This is a genomic window from Novosphingobium sp. PhB165 (assembly GCF_004341845.1).
GTDB lineage: Bacteria > Pseudomonadota > Alphaproteobacteria > Sphingomonadales > Sphingomonadaceae > Novosphingobium.
The window spans coordinates 69,221-92,896 of sequence record NZ_SLVB01000013.1 but is presented as its reverse complement, the minus strand read 5'-3'; the positions used below and the strand labels follow the sequence as shown (position 1 = coordinate 92,896).

Annotated in this window: 17 protein-coding genes and 1 pseudogene; 10 read left to right on the top strand and 8 right to left on the bottom strand. The window is 63.1% G+C overall.

The genetic code is table 11. The features are described from left to right. The first annotated feature begins 30 nt into the window (after positions 1 to 30). Complete coding sequence (locus EDF56_RS23895; protein ID WP_243652824.1) at positions 31 to 1,317, top strand: glycosyltransferase family 4 protein; 1,287 nt, start codon at positions 31 to 33, stop codon at positions 1,315 to 1,317. 134 nt (positions 1,318 to 1,451) lie between these two features. Here EDF56_RS23895 and EDF56_RS26665 read toward each other — a convergent pair whose 3' ends face one another. From EDF56_RS26665 to EDF56_RS23865, 7 genes and pseudogenes are all read right to left on the bottom strand, one after another. Continuing rightward, positions 1,452 to 1,577: a hypothetical protein gene (locus tag EDF56_RS26665; RefSeq protein ID WP_279389736.1), complete on the bottom strand. Its 126-nt coding sequence runs from the start codon at positions 1,575 to 1,577 to the stop codon at positions 1,452 to 1,454. A 774-nt stretch (positions 1,578 to 2,351) separates the two neighbouring features. Beyond that, complete coding sequence (locus EDF56_RS26520) at positions 2,352 to 2,765, bottom strand: NAD(P)/FAD-dependent oxidoreductase (protein WP_347813002.1); 414 nt, start codon at positions 2,763 to 2,765, stop codon at positions 2,352 to 2,354. A gap of 3 nt (positions 2,766 to 2,768) precedes the next feature. Beyond that, positions 2,769 to 5,897 (bottom strand): DEAD/DEAH box helicase, encoded by a 3,129-nt coding sequence (locus EDF56_RS23885; protein WP_132392329.1) that lies wholly within the window; start codon positions 5,895 to 5,897, stop codon positions 2,769 to 2,771. Beyond that, positions 5,894 to 6,490, bottom strand: coding sequence for a PRC-barrel domain-containing protein (locus EDF56_RS23880; RefSeq protein ID WP_243652822.1), 597 nt, complete (start codon positions 6,488 to 6,490; stop codon positions 5,894 to 5,896). Before EDF56_RS23880 ends, EDF56_RS23885 begins: the two co-directional genes overlap by 4 nt. Before the next feature lie 629 nt (positions 6,491 to 7,119). Beyond that, positions 7,120 to 7,233, bottom strand: a pseudogene (locus EDF56_RS26515) (IS630 family transposase); the annotation flags it as partial. A gap of 144 nt (positions 7,234 to 7,377) precedes the next feature. Beyond that, a complete protein-coding gene (locus tag EDF56_RS23870; protein WP_132392327.1) occupies positions 7,378 to 8,517 on the bottom strand; it encodes a glycosidase in 1,140 nt (379 codons plus the stop codon). A 314-nt stretch (positions 8,518 to 8,831) separates the two neighbouring features. After that, on the bottom strand, positions 8,832 to 9,065 hold the full coding sequence (locus EDF56_RS23865; protein WP_132392325.1) for a hypothetical protein: 234 nt from the start codon (positions 9,063 to 9,065) through the stop codon (positions 8,832 to 8,834). 556 nt (positions 9,066 to 9,621) lie between these two features. Here EDF56_RS23865 and EDF56_RS23860 point away from each other — a divergent pair. The 9 genes from EDF56_RS23860 to EDF56_RS23820 all read left to right on the top strand — a co-directional run bounded on the left by EDF56_RS23860 (position 9,622) and on the right by EDF56_RS23820 (position 22,226). Beyond that, positions 9,622 to 10,197, top strand: a complete 576-nt coding sequence (locus EDF56_RS23860) for a hypothetical protein (RefSeq protein WP_132392323.1) — start codon at positions 9,622 to 9,624, stop codon at positions 10,195 to 10,197. Positions 10,198 to 10,697: 500 nt separating this feature from the next. Further along, complete coding sequence (locus EDF56_RS23855) at positions 10,698 to 12,017, top strand: sugar phosphate nucleotidyltransferase (protein WP_132392321.1); 1,320 nt, start codon at positions 10,698 to 10,700, stop codon at positions 12,015 to 12,017. 4 nt (positions 12,018 to 12,021) lie between these two features. Continuing rightward, positions 12,022 to 14,130 (top strand): glycogen debranching protein GlgX, encoded by a 2,109-nt coding sequence (glgX, locus tag EDF56_RS23850; protein WP_132392319.1) that lies wholly within the window; start codon positions 12,022 to 12,024, stop codon positions 14,128 to 14,130. Positions 14,131 to 14,135: 5 nt separating this feature from the next. After that, on the top strand, positions 14,136 to 15,887 hold the full coding sequence (treZ, locus tag EDF56_RS23845) for a malto-oligosyltrehalose trehalohydrolase (protein WP_132392317.1): 1,752 nt from the start codon (positions 14,136 to 14,138) through the stop codon (positions 15,885 to 15,887). 3 nt (positions 15,888 to 15,890) lie between these two features. Beyond that, the gene (gene treY, locus EDF56_RS23840) at positions 15,891 to 18,119 is read left to right on the top strand and encodes a malto-oligosyltrehalose synthase (protein ID WP_132392315.1); all 2,229 of its coding nucleotides are present in this window, start codon (positions 15,891 to 15,893) and stop codon (positions 18,117 to 18,119) included. Between the two features lie 462 nt (positions 18,120 to 18,581). After that, positions 18,582 to 19,475, top strand: coding sequence for an SDR family oxidoreductase (locus tag EDF56_RS23835; protein ID WP_132392371.1), 894 nt, complete (start codon positions 18,582 to 18,584; stop codon positions 19,473 to 19,475). A gap of 456 nt (positions 19,476 to 19,931) precedes the next feature. Further along, complete coding sequence (locus EDF56_RS23830; protein WP_165912359.1) at positions 19,932 to 20,912, top strand: acyl-CoA dehydrogenase family protein; 981 nt, start codon at positions 19,932 to 19,934, stop codon at positions 20,910 to 20,912. Continuing rightward, entirely contained in the window at positions 20,912 to 21,655 is a 744-nt protein-coding gene (locus EDF56_RS23825) for a PIG-L family deacetylase (RefSeq protein ID WP_132392311.1), read from the top strand. Before EDF56_RS23830 ends, EDF56_RS23825 begins: the two co-directional genes overlap by 1 nt. Then, positions 21,645 to 22,226, top strand: coding sequence for an SAM-dependent methyltransferase (locus EDF56_RS23820; protein WP_132392309.1), 582 nt, complete (start codon positions 21,645 to 21,647; stop codon positions 22,224 to 22,226). Before EDF56_RS23825 ends, EDF56_RS23820 begins: the two co-directional genes overlap by 11 nt. Here EDF56_RS23820 and EDF56_RS23815 read toward each other — a convergent pair. Further along, positions 22,140 to 23,141 (bottom strand): glycosyltransferase, encoded by a 1,002-nt coding sequence (locus EDF56_RS23815; protein ID WP_132392307.1) that lies wholly within the window; start codon positions 23,139 to 23,141, stop codon positions 22,140 to 22,142. The two genes, EDF56_RS23820 and EDF56_RS23815, sit on opposite strands and share 87 nt — an antisense overlap. Positions 23,142 to 23,676 lie beyond the last annotated feature (535 nt).

The following is a 23,676-nucleotide window of genomic DNA, read 5'->3' as shown; positions in this document are numbered from 1 at the left end:
CCATCGTCAGCTTCAGGCAAGAAATCGTTCTTGCCGAAGCCCGACAATAGCAGCTTCAACGTCGCCGTGATTGGCACTTTCGCGCCGCGTAAATGCGGCATTGCGACATTTACCGAAGATCTCAAGACGAAGGTCGAGACTTTTTGTCCCGGCACAACTTTCGACGTTTATGCGCTCGACCGCCGTGACGCGGCGCCGCTCTACGGCGATCGCGTCAACATCATCAGCGTTGACGAGGCGCAGAGCTACCGGGACGCCGCCCGGCAAATCAATCGGTCCGGGGTTGATGCTGTATGGCTTCAACACGAGTACGGCATCTTCGGCGGGGCCGATGGAGTTCTGGTGACCGAACTGGTCGACAGGATCGAGGTACCTCTCATTGTCACCTTCCACACGATACTCTCGCAGCCATCTGCTGATCAACGTGGAATCCTCGGGCATATTCTTGCGCGCACTGATCAAGCAATGGTCATGTCAGAGCATGGGCGCAGCCTTCTCATCGAGCTGTATGGCGTTTCGCCGGATCGTATCACGGTAATCCCCCACGGAGCTCCCGACCGACCGTTCGGCCGCGAGGAGGGGTTCAAATCGCGCCTCGGCGTTGCGGGTCGACCCGTGCTTATGACATTTGGTCTATTGGGTCCAGGCAAGGGCCTGGAGCATGCAATCGAAGCGTTACCGGCGATTACCGCCAACCATCCTGATGTACTCTATCGGATTGTAGGTGCCACACATCCCAATCTTGTCCGCGAGCATGGCGAGGCATACCGAAAACTCCTCGAAACGCGAGTCTTGGCACTCGGAGTCGAAGACAATGTGCAATGGGACAATCGCTTTGTCGACACTGAGGAACTGCTCGATCAGATCGAGGCTTGCGACATTTATCTCACCCCTTATCCGAACCTCGAGCAGTCGACGTCCGGCACGCTGAGCTATGCTGTAGCTCTTGGCAAGGCTGTTGTTTCCACACCGTATATCCACGCCCGCGAGCTTCTGGCAGACGGGGTTGGCAGCCTCGTGCCGCCAGGAAAACCATCGGCCATCTCGGCGGCGGTCAACGATCTTCTCGATCGCCCAGACTCTCAGGCCGACTTGAAGGAACGTGCCTATGCACGGGGCCGGTCCACCATATGGTTGCGCTTCGCGCAGGCAAGCGCAGACCTCATCGCCAAGGCGGTTGACGAACACGCTTCCGGTTTCGCTGCGCGCGGCAGCCAAACGCTTATGACAAAGGATGGGGGTAGAATGCGGTTCAATGCCTCTCCGCTGCGGCTGCCCTGTCCAGCGCATGACTGGCCCGAGACCGCAGTAATCTAAAAGGTCGGATAGAAGGGCAATAAGCGGAAGCGCATTGCATCACATAGCGTCGCAGATTCAGCACCTCGCGGGGACGATAACGCCTTCCAATGATCTGCTTGCACTGTGAATTTAGTCCGTGGCACTCGTTCGCGTCACGTCTTCGCGATCGAACCAATCATCGGTGCGGGCAAGGTGATCGAGCCCGGGCTGCCGATCCAGCGTGACGCTGCCCGGAACGCTTGGTCGGCCCATTGGGCCGAGATGATGCGGATGATCAATGAGAAGATCATCGCGTCTAGCCCGTCCAAGGCGCGCAGCAGACACCGCGATGCGTTAGGTCGAGGATGCGGTGGCCGTTATGTGCACGAGCGCGGGCGCCGAAACCCAGCTCTTCGAATTACTTGAAGGTAAGGTGAAAGAACTCGGCTGTAGTGGCTACGACCTGATCTCTTGCGCTTCGCGCCCGGCGTAGCTGCCCGATTAGGCCTTTCGCCGCAGATGCCAGCGCTGATGTCGTAGGCGAAGCGGGGCTGGAAAATCGCCTCCATCCAAATACGAATGGATGCTAACGAAGGCGAACTCATCACCGCCGAGAAAGGTTAGGACAGCAGCGGCTGCTTGGCGGCGAGATCGTTTCGAATGATCGTCGCCGCGGCGCCTGCTTCCCCATCCGTGATTCATTTGATCGAGGCGCTTGGCAACACCGCTGGCCGCATAGAGGCTCGGTAGGCTGATCCGCTGGTGGTTCTGGGCGGATTACAGATCCCAGCGCGCGATAAGGCCGTGCCGAAAGCTAGGGTTTCGCCGGGCACCGGAACCAAGATCGTCTCTCTCCTTCGATCCCGAGCGGCGCGCGTGGAGCTTCCCGCAAGACGATGACGGATTCCTTCAGCTGGACTTGTTCTTCCTTGCTAAGCGCGTGGCCGCCCTCCGGTGCAATGAGCGTCACGTCCCTAGACACCTCCCGAGGAACAACGCCTCGTTGCGGCCGCGCGCGCGAGCCGATCATGCCGATCTTCTTGTTGGTCACCTCATAGCCACCGCAAAATGGGCTAATAGCGCAAGAGCCCGCGAGCCAGCGCGGCGTCAAGGATCTCTGAGGCCGTCTTGGGCGGATTGTTCACAGCACCCGCCCCGAGGACGACATCGCGTGCATGCAGAGCCTCATCGCCGATGCGCGCGAAGAGCTCCCCGTTTCGCTCGATCTTTTCGACCAATCCGGCACGGGCAGTCGCACCGAACTGCGAGGCCTGCTCGCGCATGAGGCCAAGCAGTTCGCTGCCAGGAATGCCGCCCGGATAGCCGGCATGATTGTACGTGCGCGGGATCAAGGCGGCTCGACTCTTGCCGGCGTCGATGATCTCCACGCTTAAACGGAACCGCGGGAGATAGATCGCCGCTGTGAGGCCGGCCGGGCCCCCGCCTACGACCAGGCAATCGGAAGGGTTGCCACGTGACTCCGACATGCATCAACCTCCTGGCGGGACAAGGGTCTCGAGAAGCTCCGCTACCCGCGTCAGTCTGGCATCTTCGTCAGCCCGCTCCTTCAGCAACCAGCGTCCATCCGTCTCGGTGAGATCGGTGCCATCCGGCAGGTGCAGTTCGCCGCCGCGCGGGGTGAGAGCGATGGCTGCGGGGCCGGCGTCTACACGCTCTATTCCCGCCGCGCGGGCGAGGATGCCGATGCGCGCTGCAGCGAGCAGCCGCTCGGCAGGGGGCGGGGGCCGACCGAACCGGTCGGCAAGTTCCGCTTCGAACGCGTCGAGTTCGCCCTCGGAAATGAGGCGTGCGAGACGCACGTAGAGACCGAGCCGGATATCGGTGTCAGGTATCCATTCCGCCGGCAAGCCGCCGGCGTCTCCCAGATTGAGGTCGGGCTTCCACAAACCCGGATCCTGCCCCTGGGCTTGCCGCAGTGCAGCTTCGAACAGGTTTTGATAGAGGTCGACGCCGACGAGCTTCATGTGCCCCGCCTGGGTATCGGCGAGCGGGTCGCCGGCGCCGCGCTGGTCGAGGTCTGCCGCGCTGATCTCGAACCCCGCACCAAGCCGGTCGTAGGCGGCCAGCGTTCGCAGCCGCTTCATCGTGCGTTCGGCGATCTCGCCGCCGTCGGTCAGAAGGATGACCTGCCCCCGGCGATTGCCGCGCCCCACCCGTCCGCGCAGTTGGTGAAGCTGGGCGAGGCCGAAGCGGTCTGCGCGCCAGACGATCATGGTATTGGCGCGCGGCACGTCGAGCCCCGCTTCAATGATGTTGGTCGCCAACAGGACATCGCCTTCACCGTCGCCAAAGCGGACCATCACCTCGTCGATGGCGCCGGCCGGCATCTTGCCGTGCGCTTCGAAGAGGAGGAGGTCGGGCACGATGCGGGCCAAGCGCGCGGCGAGGGGCCCGAGGTCCTCAACCCGGGGCACGACAACGAAGCTTTGTCCGCCCCGCGAGCGTTCGCGCAGCAGCGCCGTTCGAATCATGGCATCATCGGGCGTGGCAAGGATTGTGCGGATCGGCTGACGCCGCGCCGGCGGAGTGGCGATGATCGAAATCTGCTGTAGACCGATCATCGCGCGGTGGAGCGTGCGCGGTATCGGTGTCGCGCTCATGGCCAGGAGGTGCACTTCCACGCGTCTCCGCAACTTGGCCTTATCGGCCGCGCCAAAGCGCTGTTCCTCGTCGATGATGACGAGTCCGAGCCGCGCATAGCTGACGTCCTTCGCCATGACCGCAGCCGTGCCGACGACGATTCCAATAGACCCATCGGCGAGGCCCGCTTTGGCTGCTTTCTTCTCCGCCGCGCTGGACAGCCGCGACAGACCGGCAACTTTCACACCCGTGCCTTCGAAGCGGCGCTCGAATGTCTGCAGGTGCTGGCGTACAAGTACGGTTGTCGGCGCTGCCACAATGACCTGGTAGCCCGCGAGGGCGGCGAGTGCCGCAGCGCGCAGTGCGACCTCGGTCTTGCCATAGCCGACATCGCCGATGACGAGGCGGTCCATTGGCCGGCCCGAAGCAAGATCGTCGCGCGCGGCCTGGATTGCCCGTGCCTGATCCGCAGTCTCGTTGAATGGAAAGGTCGCGACGAATTGTTCGTAGCTGGCGGAGTCGGGTTCGATCACCGGTGCTTCGAACTGGCGCCGCTTCTCTGCGAGGAGCAGCAGTTCGCGAGCGCTTTCGGCCACGGCTTCGTCGATCGACCCGCGCCGCTTTTCCCAAGTCGAGCCGTCGAGTTTGTCGAGCTTCACAGCATCTCCGTCGCCGCCGTAGCGCCATAGCCGGCCGGCCTCATGCACCGGTACCAAACGGCGGTGGCCCCCGGCATATTCGAGAACGATGAGATCGACCCCGGCGTCACCGGGCGCATGTTCCAAGCCGACCACCCGGCCGACTCCATGATCCTCATGGACCACCAGATCACCCGAGCGGATGTCGCCGCTTGCAAGCTGCAATCCAGCCTGCGTCTGCTCAACATTGTCCAACAGGGCACGGCTGCCGAGAAGATCGGCCGCGGCGATCATCAAAACGTCGTTCGAGTCAGCGCCGCGGTCGATCGGCGCGACAAGCGTTGCGACGCCCCCTGCGGGAAGTCCCGCCACATCTTCAATGTGTTCGAGCGTTTCCACCTCGATCTTGAAGATCTTTGCAAACTTGGGTCTCAGGAAACGAATATCACGTTCGCTGCCGACTAGCAGCATCCGCTGTCCGGCGGCGAGCAACGGCGATGCGAAACGCCGCAACGCGGCGAGGGGGGATTTCTGCTCGGCAAAGCGTGGGATTGGCGAAACTCTCCTCGCCGGTTCCCCCTGCACCCAGGCGGCAAGCTCGTTAGTCCAAAGATCCTCGGAAACGGCGTCGATCGCCCCGCCGCCCCCGCTGGCCGCTTGCCCGGCGAGCCGGATGAAGCGCTGCCGGCGCTTGTCCGCCTTGGGCGACAAATAAACATGACCTGGCACCAAGTGGGCGAGGATCGAGACCTTCGCCTTCGAGACAGGTTCGGCGGCCCGGCCGATTTCCAGGTAGTCGCATGGCTCTTCGCTTAGCTGCGTTGCGGGGTCGTAGCGGCGGATCCCGGCGACCCGCCCTTCCGCGACATCGATCCGCGCGGGAAGGCCAGCGTCGGCAGGGAAGATGTCGATAACATCGCCGCGCACCGCGACTTCGCCGGGCTCGTCCACCCGGTCGTCGCTGAAATATCCGAGCCCCTCCATTTGGGCAGCGAAGCCCCCGATGTGGATCGGGTCACCGGTCCGCAGGCTCGGCGGGGCCGCGTCGAATGCGGAGGGCTCCTCATAAAGCCTGGCCGCTGCTTCGCCGCTCATAATCGCTGCGAGGCGCGGCCGCTCGTCGTCAAGGGCAAGCCTGCGCAGATCGCGCAGGGCCGCGACCCGCCGACCGATATTTGCAGGGGAAGCAGGCGCGCGGTCGCCGGGCAGAGTGTCACTCGATGGAACGAAGACGACGCGGGCGTTGGGAACCAATGCTGCTAGAGCGGCAGCCACCATCTCGGCCTCGTGGTCGTCGTCTGCCAGGTAAAGGAGATCACCGGCACGCAGGCCTTCGGCAAGCGTCAGGGCGGTCTCCCCCAAACCGCGAGAAGCGGTCATCGATCAGGACTCCAAGCCATCTCAGGCCGGGCGGCGGCCCAGTCTCCATCGGCAAGCGGCGGCAAGCTTTCGAACCAGGCGCGGAGGCGACGTAACTTCACCCGATCGCAGGCGAAGTCGAACTGTGCCCGACCGACCGCGCGCAATTCTTCGCCGATGCCGCCGACACCGCTTGAGTCGGCCACGACGTAGCTTACTTTGCCCCTCTTGCATGAGACGAGCACATCACCCGCATTCCCGAGCTTCTTGCCGTTGGCCGCCGCGACCGGCACGGCGGCGATACCCGTAGTGGTGAAAAGGGTCGGGTAAGCAGAGCGGCGGCTGGCCTCGGCGGCCAACTTACCGCCATCTTCATAGGTACCCTGCTTGCCCAGCCAGCGCCACACGGCGATCAGATTGACGAAGGTCAGGAGACCATTGGTGGCGAGGAGATTGGTCTGCCCGGACGACAGCCCCACCACCGACCCGGCGATCGAGGCGATCGCGAAGACGACGAGGTCCCAGCCCGAGATCCGAACGCCGAGATTGGCTCCGGTCATCATGGCGGCGATCATGGTGGCAGCAGGCGCGATCCAACCGGCGATGTCTTCCATGCAGGCAACTCCTTAGTTGGGCTGAGAATCGAGGAACGCGAAGCGCTGCTCTTGGTGCCGAACTACGATGGATTTCGGTCGTGCGGCTGGGCCTTCTCCGCGTCCCGATCGGTATGCTGATCCGTGCTGCGTTGCCGCACGGCGTGCGTCGGGAAGTCCGCCGCGGAGCACTATCGAGGCCGAGGAAAGATGTAGGTGACGAAAGGCGGGCGAGGGGCAGGGATCAATCGAGTTTCCAGGGGAGGGACCTGACCGCGACATCGTTTGGAACCTCACGCGCAACCCCGCCTTGCAAAAGCGCTTGAGCCGCCTTCCCGGCAAAGCCGCCAGGCCTTCCGGCCCGAGGCTTATGACAGGTATTCCAGGAGTTTCGGTGAGAGGAAAGCGGCCGAAGTCAGCGACGCCGGGCGTGAACTGTCCCGCGACCGCGTATGCCCTCATTGTCTGCTATAATGTGTCTCCTAGATGGCTTAGAACGCGATTTTGGACGCGCGGTCTTCAAGCGCGATGTCCTTGCGCACCTCCCAAAATATCCAGGATGTCCGCTGCACGCTCTTCATCCCATCGTGAGCGCATGTCTCGGCCCCGCGGCTTGGGGGCAAAGTCCCTGTTTCGAACCGTTGCGCCCGCCAGCGGATGGCTGTTGACGGCGCGGCGCCAAACCGGTCTGCGGCAGCGCGACAAATTAGTCCGCCATCTTCCGCCGGCCAGAACCGAGAGCGCAAATCCATCGAACGAGCCATCCCTGCCGTCTTTCTTCACCAGAACGGATGCTGCATCAGGAATTCGGGCCAATGGGAATCACCCATCGATTCAAAACGTCTGAAATCCGCTCTAATTTTCAGAGGAAGAGTGCTTCGTCCTTGCTGGGTCAGCGGCCGACGCGATTATGGCGAGAATGCCGACTTTGGTATATGGGTGATGCGGCATGCGAGATCTGCTTCTCCAGAGGCGACGATGTAGTGGTCTCCGGCGTCTACAATCCCCGTGGTGAAAACGACGTCTCGCAAATACATCTGATGTTCGATCGGTATGGTGAGGTCTGGGTTCGGCTCCAGTAGCGGTTTGTGGCACGAACGAACGACAGTACTGGGATCGTCACTTGCCAGTATTGACCAATAGGTCCGATAAATTCCAACCAGTTCCTTTGGTTCGACACCATGCCAAAGAGATAACCATCCACCATCCTCTATGCCTTTTGTCAGGAGAGGAGGACTTCCCCCACCCATTCGGGCGGTGGCCAGGGTCGCGGCATGCGGCCGAATTCCCGGCTTCGAGAATGGCTTCCAAAATCGTCCGTCCGGCGAATGCGCGAGATTTATTGACGGGCCGGCGCGCCATTCACTACCGGGAGGGTATGCAAAGTAAGCATCCCCAAGGGGCCGGGTCTGTGCCCAGTACTGATTGTTGATCAGGCCTTCGAACAACAGCATGTCTTTGTTTTGATGGTCCAGGAGGATGTCGGTGAATGTCCAATCCATCCCATTGCTCGAGGTGTACAGCGTTGTGCACTGGCGCTCGGGGCCGATCGAGCAGGTCGTCATGAGCCATTGACCTTCCACGAAGCTGATCCGCGGATCCTCGACGCCGTAGCACTGCAAGCCGTTGATTGGCGCAATCGCCCTATCGTAGTGGAACGCGACAGGGGTCATCCCGTCCGGGGTCAGCTCGACCGGCAGTAGCCATGAAAGCGAAGTCAGGACCATGATATTCCAGCCGCCACCACGAAGGCGCACTGTGCGAGGATCCGACGTGTCGACCAGCTCCAACGGCCAAGCGTCGGTGACAAAACGGCCATCGCCCTCGGCTTCCCAGCGAATGTTGTGCAGATGGCCATCAGCTATTGGATCCCGTAGCGCCTCAGCTACGCGCACCATCAGCAGTAAATTGCCATTGGGCAATCTGGTCAGCCCCGGATTGAAAGCACCCAGCACAAACGTTTCCGCATCGATGTGGTTTGCGAGCGGTGAACGAGCCAGATCAATGTCGTCTGGGAGAACCACCAGGGCGTCGACGTCATATTTCATTGTTTGTTACTCCGGCAACTCGGCCATGGCAGATTTGTGGGCGCCACGGGCGGGATAGATCGCCGGGTATCCGGTGCTCGCCAATCGACCATTCGATCGATGTCACTTGGCCAATTAGACACGGGGCGTCCGTCATGCATTCGCATCCCTCCGCTATGCCCTGGCCGCCGGAAATTTTTCGTTGGCGGGAATGGGCAAGTATTCGAACGACCCGGCCGACTGGGGCAGCGCGAGCATCTGACGGCCCAAGTCCAGTTGCGGCCGCGAAGTCACTCCCCGATAACGGCGAGCATCAACTGGAGATCCGCGGGTAGTCAGTAGCTCCCCGGAGGATCACTGGCAGGAAAACTTCCGTCGATCTGTTCGTCTAAGGAATCCCAATCGTCATTGCGGATGCCTGATTGCTCTTCCGGGCCCGCATTACGAACTACGCCCGACGAGCCCACGGGGCCGCGGTCATCGTCATCCAATCCGTGCGATCCTGCGAACTTCGAGTAGATGAAGTAGCCAAGTCCCGCGAGGACACCCAATCGTAGCAGTGCACGCATTGCTTTTCTCCATGTTGGCAGCCGTTACCGTCGGCTTGAAATTAAATTGTCCCATCTCTGTAAGATCATGGAATGTCAGGACGCCAACTCTTGTCCTGACAGAGGAGACATCACCGGTCACTTCGGTCATCCCGAATCGATTTCGAAAAATTACAGACGCGGTAGAGGTAGGGTGCCAACGGTAGAACGCTCGTGGTTGCGTTCAGACCCGCTCGCCGCAAAGTATTACCTTGTGTCAGCAAGGTTGTCCCAACCGGGGCAGTCGCATGCGTTTTTTGAAGCAGTATGCGCTCTTCGACTGACCTTGATGGCGTCGGACCGCGAAGCGGCGCCGCGTGCCATGCCGAGATAATGCGGTGGTACCCGATTTGGCTCCTGACTTGAGACAAAATCGACTTGATCTGAGATAAGCAAGTCTTCGGGCAGGAGCTGAAATCGGAGAGATGGACCGTCACTTCCATCGCCAAGAACGCGCCAACGGATAAGGCGCGTCACACGACCCATTTTTGGAAGGTGCTTTAAAAAGCAAACTGGAGACGGAAGGGGCCGTCAGGCCGTGGCCGATGGCAGCACGTTAGTTTTCTGGCAAGAATGGATGTTTCGCTATCAGGCAGCCACCTCGCATGTGCTTCAAAGCTCCAACTCGGTGAACTGGGATGTTGTCAACGCGTGCCCGCGCCAAAGCATCGGAGCTATCTTGCAGATCACAGTGGAGCAGGAAGACATACCCGACGATGCATTGGTGGCAGGGGAACTTTGTTACACCGCAGACCTTCTCTCAAAAAGGAGAATGCATATGGTAGGTCAAACATCCATCGGGCCAGCTCCATCCTCCGGCGATGGCGCGAATAACGACTCTAAAAACCGGGAAATCGCAGAAGGCGTGGACGCGCAGAAGACGAGTGAACTCGAAGCCCGTGGACTAAAGGGCGGTCAAACCGAGGCAACTTCCAGCAACGACCCCGCGGTGCAGGAACAGGCCGAAAAGCAGAGTGATCGTGAAGCTTCTTCATCGCAGGAAGGGCGCGATTCTCAGCGCAAAGATCCGAACGAGCGCAGCGACATGATTTCTGAGCGCCGCCATCCAGGTATGCACGGCGGCGGCGGTGACGTCGGTCGAAAGCCTGGATAACGGGTTAAATCCGGTAGATTGTTCTCGGCAGGAAGCCGAGCGGGGCAGCTGCCTTTCTGCTGAGATGGCCCTTGCGGGACCCTTTACCACCCCTATTCAGGTCTTTGCTCGCCCATGCGTGGGGCATTAATGGGACGCGCGCTGGAGAGGGACCTCGACCAGGACCTCTGGCATCGGGGGAAGAGGCCGCGCGTGAAGCGTCAATCGTTCCGCGTCGAATGGGGAAGAGCTAGCGGGCACCGCTTCCAGTGACTGTGCCCGGAAACACCTCGAGTGAGAACGGGAGCAATTTGAAAAATCGAAGCTGGCTCGGGCTGGAGATTTTGGCTTAAGAAATCGAAGTCCCGATTCTTCAGCATGGTGCTTATTCTTAGCGAAGGCCGCGCGCCGGCGCTCCGCCGGTCGCCTCGGTATTTTGGCCCGGATTAAGTGGTTCATCTTCCTTGTCGGAATGACGCTAGCCTTCCTTGGCGCGGGCGGGTCGGTCTGGGGAAGCGCCCGTGCGCGGCGTTGCCGCCAAGGTCCGAAAAATCGACATGACTTATGTGAGGAATACGGAACCCCCGGCCCGGTTGGCGAATTGTGTCGCAGAACCCGAGATCCGACCGAGGGGATACATGGCATCTGCGAAAGTCGTTCCGTCGCCCAGTGAAGTTCTGTCCATCGTGCTGGCCGGCGGCAAAGGAAGCCGTCTTCACGATCTGACAAACGAGGAGGCGAAACCCGCCATTCCGATCGGCCCGGATTTCCGGCTCATCGATTTCACTCTGGCAAACGTGGTCAATTCGGGTTTGCGCAAGGCAATGGTGCTGACGCAGCATGCGCCTGCGACACTGCACGACCATCTCGAGCAGGCTTGGCATTCCGACCGTTCGCCTTGCGTATTCAAGGTGCTTGACGGTGCCGACCACGGGCCCTTCGCCGGCACCGGCCACGCCGTCGCCAGCGTGGTGGAAGCGATCGATAGCGAAGCACCTGATCACGTCGTCGTGCTGGCGGGAGACCACCTTTATCAGATGGACTATCGTCCGCTGATCGCGCGTCACCGCGATCGGGCGGCCTCGGTCACGGTAGGCGTCGTTCATGTACCGGTCGCACAGGCCAGTGAATTCGGTATTCTGGCCGCCGATGCAACCGGCCGGATCACAGCTTTCATCGAAAAGCCGCGCATCGCGCCCCCGGCGCAGGACCGGCCCGGCCATGCGCTGGCCTCCATGGGCATCTACGTCTTCGACTGGAAGGCGCTGCGCACGCTGCTGGTGGAAATGGCGAAAACCATTGCCGACCTCGATTTCGGAAAGCACATCGTTCCCCGGCTGGTCAAGGCGGGCGAAGCTTACGCCTACGCCCTGCCGGGACGCGCGGGCGCAGAGCCACTGTGGCAGGACCTGGGTACGCTTGACGCGTATCATGCGGTGCAGATGCAGATTGCCGCCGGCTCGCTCGCATTCGACCCCGAATGGCCCGCGCCGGTTTCAAGGGGCGGCCGCAACGACGCTTCGGCCGCCGTGGGGACAGGGACGTTGCTGCGCAATGTGGTGGTCCTGCCGGGCGCGCGCATCGGGCAATGGGTGACGATATCCGACGCGATCGTCACAGCCGATGCGATCGTGCCCGACGGCTTCGATCTCGACGCCTCGCTGGCGCAATACGCGGGGTGGTGCACCGCCTCGTCCGGCGGCATTCGGCTGGTTTCGGCGCGCGCGCTGGCTCATCTTGCCGTGTTGCAACGCCGGAGCGCGCCGGTGCGGGAGCTGCCGCCCACCCGGACCGCCCTGCAAGCGCCGGCCCCTCAAAACTCCCCAGTCCCGGCGATCTGAGGCGATGGATTACGCCTTTGCAAAGCCGGAGAGGCAATATCACGAACTGGGCACGGAATTCACAGGCGACGGTACGCACTTTGCGATCTTTTCCGAGAATGCCGAAGCCCTGGAGCTCTGCCTTTTTTCGCAGGACGGGCAAGAGGAACTGGCCCGGCTCGAAATGCCGAGCCGAGAAGGCTCGATCTTTTCCGGATACGTTCCGGGCGTCACTCCCGGCCAGCTCTATGGCTACCGCGCGCACGGCCCTTACGATCCGGCGCGCGGTCACCGGTTCAATGCCAACAAGCTGCTGCTGGACCCTTACGCGCGCGAGATCGCCGGGACACTGCGGTGGGACGATGCGCTTTGGGGCTACGACCTTTCGACTGGGGACGATCTGACGTTCGACACCCGCGATTCCGCGCCATTCATGGTCAAGGGCGTCGTCCAGGATCCCGCTTTCGATTGGGAGGGCGACAATTCGATCCGCCGCCCCTGGGGCGAGACGCTGATCTACGAAGCCCACGTCCGCGGGCTGACGATGCTGCACCCCGGCGTTCCGGAAGAGCTGCGCGGGACATACGCGGGAATGGTCAGCGATCCGATCCTCGAACACTTGCAGAAGCTGGGCGTTTCGGCCGTGGAACTACTGCCATGCCAATTCTTCCTCGACGACCGCATGCTGCTGGACAAGGGCCTGTCGAACTATTGGGGCTATCAGACGCTGGGCTACTTCGCGCCGGAACCGCGCTATCTCGGGCCGGGACGGGAAGGGGCGAAGGGCTCGGGAGCGATCCGCCAGTTCAAGGACATGGTGAAGCGCTTTCACCAGGCCGGCATCGAAGTGATCATGGACGTTGTCTACAACCATACCGCAGAAGGATCGGAACGCGGGCCCACGCTCAGCTTCCGGGGGTTGGACAATGCCAGCTACTACGCCCTCTCTCCCGAAAATCCCCGCTTCAGCTTCGACCAGACGGGGACCGGAAATACGCTCAGCGTTGCCCATCCGATGGTCATCCGCATGGTGCTCGATTCCCTGCGCTATTGGGTGCAGGCCATGCACGTGGACGGCTTCCGCTTCGACCTTGCCTCCACGCTGGGGCGCGAGGCCATGGGTTTCGACCGTGAGGGCGGCTTCTTCGATGCCATCCGGCAGGATCCGATCCTTTCGGGCATCAAGCTGATCGCAGAACCGTGGGACGTGGGCAGCGGAGGCTATCAGGTGGGCGGCTTTCCCTACCCCTTCCGCGAGTGGAATGACAAGTTCCGCGACACCGCGCGCGGATTCTGGCGGGGCGACCAGGAGCTGGTGGGCGACCTTGCCAATCATCTGGTGGGATCGCCTGAACAGTTCAACCATTCGGACCGGGGCGCAACGTCATCGGTCAATTTCCTGGCCGCGCATGACGGTTTCACACTGCTCGACACCGTTTCCTACAACGATCGCCATAACGAGGCGAACGGGGAAGGCGGAGCGGACGGCCACGACAACAACCTTTCCCACGACATGGGCGCGGAAGGCCGCACCGATGATGCGGACATCAACGGCGCGCGCGCCGCACGCCGCCGCGCCATGCTGGCGACTCTGCTGCTCAGCCAGGGCGTGCCGATGATCTTGGCTGGAGACGAGTTCGGCAACAGCCAGAACGGCAACAACAACGTCTATTGCCAGGACAATGAGACTGCCTGGGTGGACTGGGCCGGCAAGGACGAGGCGCTGCTCGAATTCTGTACGCGCATGGTCGCGTTCCGGCGCGATCACCCGGTGCTTTCGCAGGACAATTTTCTCAACGGAACGCCGGCGGAGGAGCGCCGGGTTGAGATCGCCTGGCATCAGCCCGACGGGCGCGAGATGGATGCCGAACTTTGGGGGCAGGCGCAACTGCGCGTGCTCGGGCTGTTCCTGACGTATTCCGCCCAGGAGGCCTTCGCCGAAGGTGAGCGACCGTTGTTCATCGTGTTCAATGCCGGGGACGAGGTCACGTTCACGCTGCCCTCCCACAATGGCATCCAGAAATGGCATCGCGCGGTCGACACTTCGCGCCCTGAAGCTTTCGGCATCGAGCCGGTCGAGGACGGCACCGCGATCGTGGCGGCTGCAAGCGTCAGCGTCTTCGCGCCGGAGTGATGCCGATGCCGGTCGCGACTTCGTCCCGCATCTCGAAGTCCTGGGGCGCCACATTGCTGGACGACGGATATTGGCGCTTCCGGCTCTGGGCGCCCGACGCAATCCAGGTTGCGGTCGAACTGCCGACCGGACGCACCGATCTGAACCGGCAGGAACAGGGCTGGTGGAGCTTGGCAACGAGGGCCAAGGCGGGTGATAGCTATCGTTTCCTCGTTGATGGCGCTGCCTACCCCGATCCAGCAGCCCGGGCCCAGCAGGGCGACGTTCACGGCCCCTCGGTTCTCGTCGATCCCGATGGTTTCGCATGGCGGAACGCCTGGGCGGGCCTGCCGTGGAACGAGGCGGTAGTCTATGAACTGCACCTCGGCACATTCAGCGCGGAAGGGACTTTCACCGCCGCAGAAGCGGCACTTCCACGTCTTCGCGAGTTGGGCGTCACGCTGGTGGAAGTGATGCCGGTCGCCCAGTTCGACGGCCGGCATGGATGGGGATACGACGGAGTGCTGCCCTATGCGCCGCACAACGCCTATGGCTCGCCCGACGACTTTCGCCGGTTCGTAGACACCGCGCAGAGTCTGGGAATCGGTATCCTGCTTGATGTGGTCCACAATCACCTTGGCCCTTCCGGCAACTATCTGGCGGCATGGTGCCCGTCGTTCTTTCATCCTGACCGCAGCTCGCCATGGGGGCAGGGCATCGCTTACGAAACACCGGCCGTGCGCGATTTCTTCATCGAGAATGCGCTCAGCTGGTTGGCAGAATATCGGCTCGACGGGCTGCGGCTAGATGCGGTGCACGCTATAGAGGACCGGTCGGCGGTTCATTTCCTCGATGAACTCGGCCAGCGCGTCCGCGCCGTTGACTGGGGCCGCCAGATCCACCTCGTAACCGAGGACGAGCGCAACCTGACGGGCTATTTCGGCAAAGGCGGTCCATTCGACGCCACCTGGAACGACGACTGGCACCATGCCGTGCATTGCTTGCTGACGGGTGAGGACGAGGGCTATTACGCCCCGTTCTCGATTGATCCGCTGGCCGATATCGAGATCGCCCTGCGCGACGGCTACGTCGAGCAGGGGCAGGCGCGCGCGGCCGCGCAAACATTGCGCGGAGAACCTTCCTCAGGTCTGCCGCGCACCGCTTTCTTGAATTTCCTTGGCAATCATGACCAGGCAGGCAATCGGGCGCAGGGCGAACGTTTGCACCAGCTCGTTACCGATCGTATGGCTCTTGAAGTGGTGACGGCGCTGACGCTGCTGTCGCCCTATGTGCCGATGATATTCATGGGCGACGAATTCCTGACCGACGCGCCGTTCCTGTTCTTCGCCGATTTTACGGGCGATCTTGCCGAAGCGGTGCGCAAGGGCCGCGCCGAGGAGTTCGCCCAGTTCCCGGCATTCGGCGGCCGGGTGCCCGATCCCATCGCGGCCGGGACGTTCGCCGCCTGCAAGATCGGCAGTGCCGAGCGCGAGGATCAACGGCGGCACGAACAATTCGTAAGGCACTTGCTGGCCTTGCGGAAAGCCCATCTCGTCCCCCTGCTTGAGATCACGACGCATCCCGAGGTCCGCGTCCGGCGCGATGGTCCGCTGGTCGAGGTATCGTGGGGTTTCGGGATCGCCCGCCTTTCTCTGCGCGCATTTCTGTCATCGCAGACGCCGGGCACCGCACGGTTTCGGCCGCATGACGATCCGATCCTGGCTGTCACCAGTCCGGACAGTCCTTTCGCCTTTTCTGCCGCCATCGAACGGGACTGACCCATGACCGCCCCCATGCGCGACCTTGTCGCCACTTATCGCCTCCAATTGCGCGGCGGCGTAGGGCTCGCCGAAGCGCGCGGCCTGCTTCCCTGGCTGGTCGAACTGGGTGTGAGCCACCTCTACCTCTCGCCGCTGTTCCGGGCGGGGGAGGCATCGACGCATGGTTACGACGTGATCGATCCGAACGAAGTCGATCCGGCGGTCGGCGGCGAGGCGGCTTTCGTGGCGCTGGCCGATGCCGCGCGGGAGGCGGGGATCGGAATCGTGCTGGACATCGTCCCGAACCACATGGCTTTTACGCCGGACAATCCCTTTATCGCCGACATCATGCGGCGTGGCCGGGATAGCAGGTTCGCGAAAGTCTTCGATCTGGATTGGGATCGGGGGCCTCTCCACTTCCCCTTCATCGACGGCAGCCTTGAAGACACGCTTGCGAAAGGTGCGGTAGCGCTCTCGGCATTGGGCGATGCACTTTGCATCCAGGGCGTGTGCTATCCGCTACGCCCCACGCCGCTTGCGCGCGATCTTGCCGGGCGAAAGCCCGATTATCCCTCATTATCCGCGCTAATGGAGCAGCAGTTCTGGTCGGTGGGGGACTGGCGCACGACGGCTGGCGCGATCATCCATCGCCGGTTCTTCAACATCTCCGGTCTCGTCGGCGTGCGCCAGGAAGATCCGGAGGTCTTCGCGCTGACCCACCGTTGGATCGTCGAGCAGTCGCGCACGGGGCGCATCCAGGGCCTGAGAATCGATCATATCGATGGGCTCGCTCGTCCGGCGTGCTATCTCCATCGCTTGCGCGAGGCGGTGGGCGACATGCCAATCTGGATAGAGAAGATAGTCAAGGACGGCGAAACCATTCCGGCTGGATGGCCCATCGAGGGGATGAGCGGATATGAGTTTCTGGCCCCGATCACCCGTCTGCTGACCGATCCCGGCGGCCTGGACGCGCTCCGCACGGCATCCATGGGCGCGGTTCCTGCCGACACTGGCGCGGAGGTTCGCCGCGTCCGGCGTGAATTGCTCGCAACTTCGCTCAATCCCGAACTTCGGCGCGTCCGTATGGCCGCCCTCGAGGCGCTGGGATGCGGTAGCGGGGCGGAAGCCGCCGTTTCGCGCGCTTTGACCGAACTCGCCGTGCATTGGCCAGTCTATCGCTCCTACACTGCAGATGGCTACTTGCCGAATGCGGAGATGGAAACGCTACGCTCGGTCGATGCCAAGGCGGGCTGGCTGCTCGACCTGCTCCACGCCGCCGCCGACGAGCCGGCCGCAGCCAGCTTCGCGGCGCGCTTTGAACAATTGACCGGGGCGCTGACGGCAAAATCGGAAGAGGATACGGTGTTCTTCCGCGCCGTATCCTACCTGCCGTTCTGCGAGGTCGGCATCGGGCCGGAATGCGGTGCGATCGATGCCGTTCGGTTCGCGCGAACGATGCAGGAACGTGCGAAAACAAGTCCGTTGGCGCTCAGCACTTTGTCGACACATGATACCAAGCGCTCCGCCGATGCGCGCGCGGCCATCGCGGCGCTCAGCCATGTTCCCGAAATTATCGGCCCCTTCACGCATCGCGCGACGCGGCGCGCGCAGGAACTGGACCTTCCCGAGCGCTGGGGCATCTACGCGGTGCAATGCGCACTGGCCCTGCTCGGAGAGCCGGAAGCCGAAGCACGACTTTGCGCGCACATGGCCAAGGCCATGCGCGAGGCCAAAGATATCTCCTCGCACGAGGCGCCGGACGAGCAGGCGGAACGGCGCGGCGGCGAACTGGCGGGCGAGATGCTGCGGATCGTCGAAGGGACCGAGGTCTGGCCAGGCGACACACGGGCGCGCTACGAACGCATGTTTGAACAGATCGTGCTTGGGCAAGTCATCCTGCAGATGACCGCGCCGGGCGTTCCAGACATCTATCAGGGCACCGAGAGACTGGCCCTGAGCCTGACTGATCCGGACAATCGCCGCCTGGTCGACTTCGGTACAAGAGGGGCGGGGGCGGGATCGCTCTCCACTCGAAAGCTGGAGCTTACTCGTGACTTGCTGGCGTTGCGGGCCAGGCACGAGGTACTGTTCACGCACGGCGGTTATGCGATCCGACAAGGTGAAGGCACCTGGACCATCGTGCGGGACTGGCAGGGAGGGGCGGTGGAGTTAGACCTCAGAAGCCCTGATTCCGCCGTCGACGGGCCGATCCTTCGCGAGATCCGGGAAATCGCGCGTCAGACCCGATGACGGGCAGCCCAGGTTTCGGGTTTCAGGCACGATGGCCCCCGCGCAGGTCAGGAAAGGAGCTAGCGCGCTCCGGGCCCGGGAAAGGATCAACGAGCGCGAAGAAGCGTCGTCTGCAAAATTGCGCAGTCTGGGAGGAGGTGGTCCGACCGGGCCGCGCCGCCTCTGAGGGGGGAGCCTCTAAGCGAGGCGATCGGCCCCACGGGCGAGGACAGCGACAGGTCCGAGTGAGCTTCGGAAGGCGCGATGCCCTCCCGGCAATATCTACGAGGTCAGGACAGTCGCTGATTGCAAACGCGCGCGGCGAAGCCGGAGCGGCATTTCGACGACCTCTACGATAGCGTGCACTTTTGCCTACGTCGATCGAGCTCCCCGATCTTGGCTTGGAACCGAAACGCTGCTCCGTCCTTTGCCTGCCTGCCGGCTTTCAAAAAGCCGCCGCCCCTTCAACTGACAGGAGGTTTTATGGCTGATCGCCTCGCACTTCAGGATCCCCGCGCGCAGTATCCGAAGCCCCCGTTTCCCGAGCAACCGCAGCCGGTACCTGGCATTGCTGCAGAGATGGATCCTAAGCCTGATCACGGGGAAGAGAGCTATGGCGGCGCAGGCAAACTCAAGGGTCGCAAGGCTCTCGTGACCGGCGGCGATTCTGGAATCGGACGCGCTGCTGCAATTGCCTATGCGCGCGAGGGCGCCGATGTCGCGATTTCATATCTGCCCAGCGAGGAAAAGGACGCCCAGGAGGTCATTGCCCTTATCGAAGCGGAAGGCCGCACAGCCGTAGCTCTCCCCTGCGACATCACTGACGAAGCCTGGAGCAGGCAGCTGGTCCAAAACGCGGTCGAGGGTCTTGGCGGTCTCGACATTCTTGTCATCAATGCGGGACGGCAGCAGTACCGCGAGGACATAGGCGCAGTCAGCTCCGAAGACTTCGACAAAACACTGAAGACCAACCTCTATGCACTCCACTGGATTGCGCAGGCCGCCGTGCCGCATCTGCCCGCAGGAGCGTCCGTCATCACCACTGCCTCCGTGCAGGCATACGAGCCTTCGGATATCCTGCTGGACTACGCCACGACCAAGGCCGGCATCGTTGCCTACACCAAGGCATTGGCCAAGCAGCTGATCGAGAAGGGCATCCGTGCCAACGTGGTGGCACCGGGACCGTTTTGGACCGTGCTTCAGGCGAGCGGTGGCCAGCCTCAGGAAAAGGTCGCGAAGTTCGGGGAGCAAAGTCAGTTCGGCCGACCTGGGCAGCCCGTCGAAATTGCACCGGTCTATGTGCTACTCGCCTCGCAGGAGGGCAGTTACATCACCGGAGAAGTTTACGGGGTGACCGGCGGCGCTGGCATTGCCTGAGGGCTGAAGGTAACGGCCCGGCAAGTTGACGGGCTGCTACGTCGGTCCGCCCCGTTTGGCCGAGAGCTCTTTCGCGGAGAGTGAAATCGTCCTCATATCGCGGCTCACGCTGCGCGACGACAATGCGGCATCGCCAGTAGCCGAAGCGCGGGGACCGCAGCAGGACCCTGCCGTCCGGCATGCTGATCGCAAGAGCAGCTGCTCCCGTCGGCAAGTGATGGCCTGAACATTACAGGCAAGAAACATTTTCCCGCGCGCCGCATTTCGCAATGCAGCGGTCCTTTTGGCGGGCGGCGCTGGCTGTGGCCGGGCCCTGCGGCTGCATTGGGAGACTTGATCGTGCTGGATGCGCCGCGTGCTCCGGGAGTGAGACATCGGGTAACGTTGGGAAAACTGCGCGATCTCGTACGCGAATGGGATAGACACAACGACGACGAGGCCTTTCCGGCCGCGCGGATGAAATCGCTGCACGAGGCGGGCTATCTCTCGGCCTTCGCCGACCTTCGCGATGCGGCGCAAGTGGATGACCTGTTTCAGGTCCTTCGCCTGATTGGGGGCGCGGATCTCAGTCTCGGGCGGGTGTTCGAGGGCCACGTCAACGCGATCCAGCTGATCCACGCCTACGGATCGCGGCAGCAGAAAGTCGCGCTTGCCGCCGAACTTTTTCAAGGCTGCCGGTTCGGCGTCTGGAACACGGATCTTGCCGGGGGTACATGGCTGGAGCCGATCGATCGAGGCTGGATCCTGCGGGGGTCGAAGCGCTTCGCTACCGGCGCCGGTCATATCGAGCGGGTGCTGATCAGTGCCGCCTTGGCCGACGGGGCGAAGCAACTGGTGCTGGTCGATGTCGCGGGGCAGCCGGAACGCGCCGACAATCGTGGGTGGCGCGTGCGCGGCATGCGCGGATCGCAAAGCGGGTTGTTTGATTTTGACGGCATGGAAATTGCCGTCGGCGCGTTGCTGGGCGCGCCGGGCGACTACGAGCGGGAACCGCGTTTTTCGGCCGGAGCCTGGCGCTTTGCGGCTGTGCAGCTGGGTGCCGTGGAATCTCTGCTACGCCACTGGCGCGTGCATCTGCTCGCGTCGGGCAAGGCGCAAGATCCGGTCCAGCGGGCTCGCTTCGGCCAGTCGGTGGCGGCGACGCGGTCCGCCGCATCGTGGGTTTCCCGCGCGGCGCGGGCGGCGGAAGCGACCGAGCCGGAAGCGGTCCCTCTCGTCCTCATGACCCGGGGCGTAGTGGAAGATGCGGCATTCGGCGTCATGGAAGGAGCCGCGCGCGCGGTCGGCACGGCTGCGTTCTTCGAGGGCAGCCGCATCGACAGGATCACGCGCGACCTTAGCCTCTATCTGCGGCAACCGGTTCCGGACCAGGCGCGCGACCGGGCGGCCGCAGCGTGGCTGGAAGCCGATTGTTGGGGGGAGGACGCCTGGTGGTAATGCCCGGCAGGCGCAGCTGGTCACGCCTGCATCGGCGCGCGCAGCCCCTTTCGCCAAACGAGGCGGCGCAGCGCGGCGGGTGGCTGGTGCTCGCTCCCCATCCCGACGATGAGACGCTGGGCGCGGGCGGGCTGATCGCATCACTGGCCGCGTCCGGAGGTGCGGTCACGACCGTGTTCCTCACCGACGGAGCGGGCAGCCATATCGGCGCCTCGGGGTGGACAGCGAAGCGAGTGGCGGGGCTGCGTGCGCGCGAACTGGGCGCCGCGATGCGGTACCTGGGCCTGCGCGACCCGGCGATTTCGCTCGGCTGGAGCGACGGTTCCCCTCATGCAGAGGGCACGCCGCAGTTCGAGCTTGCGGTTCGACGCCTTGTTGCGCTGTGCCGCGCGAGGGGCATCCGTCAGCTCGTGACGACCTGGGAGCGCGAGCCGCATTGCGATCATACGGCGGCGGCCCGGCTGCTGCGCGCGGCGGCAAGGCGCTGGCGGGTCGCGCCGAAATTCTATCTTGTCTGGGGGTGGACCCTGCCGGATGTTGACTCCTTGCTGCGCCCGATGCGCGTCACGGCCATTCCGGTGAGCCGCCATCGCGGGCGCCAGCGCCGCGCGCTTGCATGCCATCGCAGCCAGCTGGGCGGACGGATCGCCGGGGCGGCGGAGCGCTTTGTGCTGGCGCGGCCCATGCGCCGCCTCACCGAGCTGACGCACTGCCTGCTGGTGGAGAACCGGAATGCGACGTGAACGCTCGATAGACCCGTCGTGGTTCGAGGACCTTTTCCGGGAAGACGCCGACCCCTGGAACTTCGAAAGTAGCCCTTACGAACGGGCGAAGTATCGCCACACGCTGGACGCGCTGCCCTGCGTGCGGTTTTCTGCGGCGCTTGAGGTGGGATGCGCCAATGGCATCCTGACGCAGCAGCTTGCAGCGCGCTGTGATCGCCTGCTCGCGGTGGACGTCTCCGGCACGGCGCTCGCGGCCGCGCGGCGGCGCTGCGCGGACTTGCCGAACGTGACGTTCGAAGAGCGCAAGATGCCTGCCGAGGCGCCCGAAGGCCCGTTCGACTTCGTCCTACTGTCGGAAGTGGTCTATTACTGGGACGATGCCGATCTCACGCGTCTGGCTCAATTCCTCGCGTTCTCGGTCCGCGCCGGGGGACACGTGCTGCTGGTCCATTGGACCGGCGAGACCGACTATCCCAAGTCGGGCGACGATGCGGTGCGCGACTTAGGCCGGCTCCTTGGAGGCCGCATCGCGGTATGCATCGAGGAACGGCGGAATCGCTATCGGCTCGACCTGTGGCGCAGGGTGTGATCGGCGCGTGCGGATGCTCGTCTGCACCCGTGCCAGTTCGGCTGGAAGCGTCAGGAAGGAAAGCTGGTCATGCACGCAGGCCGTCTCGGGCGCCAGGGCGATCGGCATTCCGTAGATCTCATGCAGGGGATCGCTTTCCGGCTGGCTGATCCAGCGGGCGAGGGCATCGGCCATGCCGCCCCGGGCCCGACCCTGTGTGCGGTTGGACGTGAATACACGCACGTCGACAGGATGCCGTACGCGCCCGCCTACGCGGCGGACGGCATCGAACAGCGCGCGGTCCTCCGCCACTGGTGGAGTAGGGGCACCGCCGATGGCACGATAGGTGTTTAGCGTGAGGGCGATGCTGGCGCCGCCTTCGTAGAAATGCCTCGGCCAGGGATCGACGGGGTCGGCCAGTGTGTCTGCCCGAAGCCAATCCACCGCGATCTGATAGCGGCGCAGCATGTCGAGGCGCCGGGTGGCAGCGGTACCAAGCTGGCGGCGTTCGCGCCCCCGCGTCAAGGCGCGTCCCGCAATCGCGTCGGCACCCTGGTCGATATGGGCGAGAGTGCGCGTGAACCAGTCCGGCGCAACCGTGCTGTCGGCATCGGTGGACATGAGCACATCGCAAGACGCCCCCAGCAGCGTGGCCGCTTCGTCCAGCGCCTGCCTTCGCGCCCATCCCGCATGGCGGGCGTGCTCCAGCAGCGAAACTTCGGCCCAGTGAAGGTCGGCATGGACGAGATTGGAGCGGCGAAGCACCTCGCCCGTCGCATCCGCGCAATTGTTGGCAAGCACGAAAATGCTGACTCGTGCGGCGTGTAAGCGCGCCGCGTGATCCAGAGCGGCCAGGCATTGCGCCAGATGCGCTTCCTCGTCCTTCGCCGGAATGGCGACCGCGATCTGACGTGCCGGGGACGATGATTGGAGCATTACCGATTTTAAGTCACGCAGGCAGCCATTTGTTCCGTCGGGCGCAAACCGGGTGACTGGGAGATACTGGTGAGACTCGCGGATCCCCCGCCGAAGCAGGGGTATCGGTGGGTCAGCGGCCGGTGCCGGGGGGCTTACGTTCGACCCTCGGCTGTTGGACAGTCGCTCTGACGGTTGGGCGATCCCTCGCCGGGAGCCTGGCGGGGTGCCGCCGAGATTACGCCTCTCCGGACCAGATACACTGCGAACCCGTTCAATGACGATAATTGCACCATTTTGGATAGGGGTGGGATGGACGCCGTTTTAAGCGCGAGGCGAGCATCGGCATTATTGCATGAAGTGCCTCAGCGTCTCCGGGATCCGGGTGACGGAGACAGAGCCGAGTAATTAATAGTTCCGAACTTCGTCATACATGTCGGCAAGGTATCAATGAAATTGTGGCCCTGGCAAAGGGCGGCAGTTGTTGGTTTTGCCCAGGCCCACCGTCAGCTTTCAGTACCACCAGGGTGGAAACTTTGTGTCTGAATTGGGTGCA

Bases quoted from the DNA above. Each gene is read 5' to 3' on its own strand.
- EDF56_RS26520 (WP_347813002.1), bottom strand. From the start codon at position 2,765: ATGTCGGAGTCACGTGGCAACCCTTCCGATTGCCTGGTCGTAGGCGGG.
- EDF56_RS23885 (WP_132392329.1), bottom strand. From the start codon at position 5,897: ATGACCGCTTCTCGCGGTTTGGGGGAGACCGCCCTGACGCTTGCCGAA.
- EDF56_RS23880 (WP_243652822.1), bottom strand. From the start codon at position 6,490: ATGGAAGACATCGCCGGTTGGATCGCGCCTGCTGCCACCATGATCGCC.
- EDF56_RS23870 (WP_132392327.1), bottom strand. From the start codon at position 8,517: ATGAAATATGACGTCGACGCCCTGGTGGTTCTCCCAGACGACATTGAT.
- EDF56_RS23865 (WP_132392325.1), bottom strand. From the start codon at position 9,065: ATGCGTGCACTGCTACGATTGGGTGTCCTCGCGGGACTTGGCTACTTC.
- glgX (WP_132392319.1), top strand. From the start codon at position 12,022: ATGGATTACGCCTTTGCAAAGCCGGAGAGGCAATATCACGAACTGGGC.
- treZ (WP_132392317.1), top strand. From the start codon at position 14,136: ATGCCGGTCGCGACTTCGTCCCGCATCTCGAAGTCCTGGGGCGCCACA.
- treY (WP_132392315.1), top strand. From the start codon at position 15,891: ATGACCGCCCCCATGCGCGACCTTGTCGCCACTTATCGCCTCCAATTG.
- EDF56_RS23835 (WP_132392371.1), top strand. From the start codon at position 18,582: ATGGCTGATCGCCTCGCACTTCAGGATCCCCGCGCGCAGTATCCGAAG.
- EDF56_RS23830 (WP_165912359.1), top strand. From the start codon at position 19,932: ATGAAATCGCTGCACGAGGCGGGCTATCTCTCGGCCTTCGCCGACCTT.
- EDF56_RS23825 (WP_132392311.1), top strand. From the start codon at position 20,912: ATGCCCGGCAGGCGCAGCTGGTCACGCCTGCATCGGCGCGCGCAGCCC.
- EDF56_RS23820 (WP_132392309.1), top strand. From the start codon at position 21,645: ATGCGACGTGAACGCTCGATAGACCCGTCGTGGTTCGAGGACCTTTTC.
- EDF56_RS23815 (WP_132392307.1), bottom strand. From the start codon at position 23,141: ATGCTCCAATCATCGTCCCCGGCACGTCAGATCGCGGTCGCCATTCCG.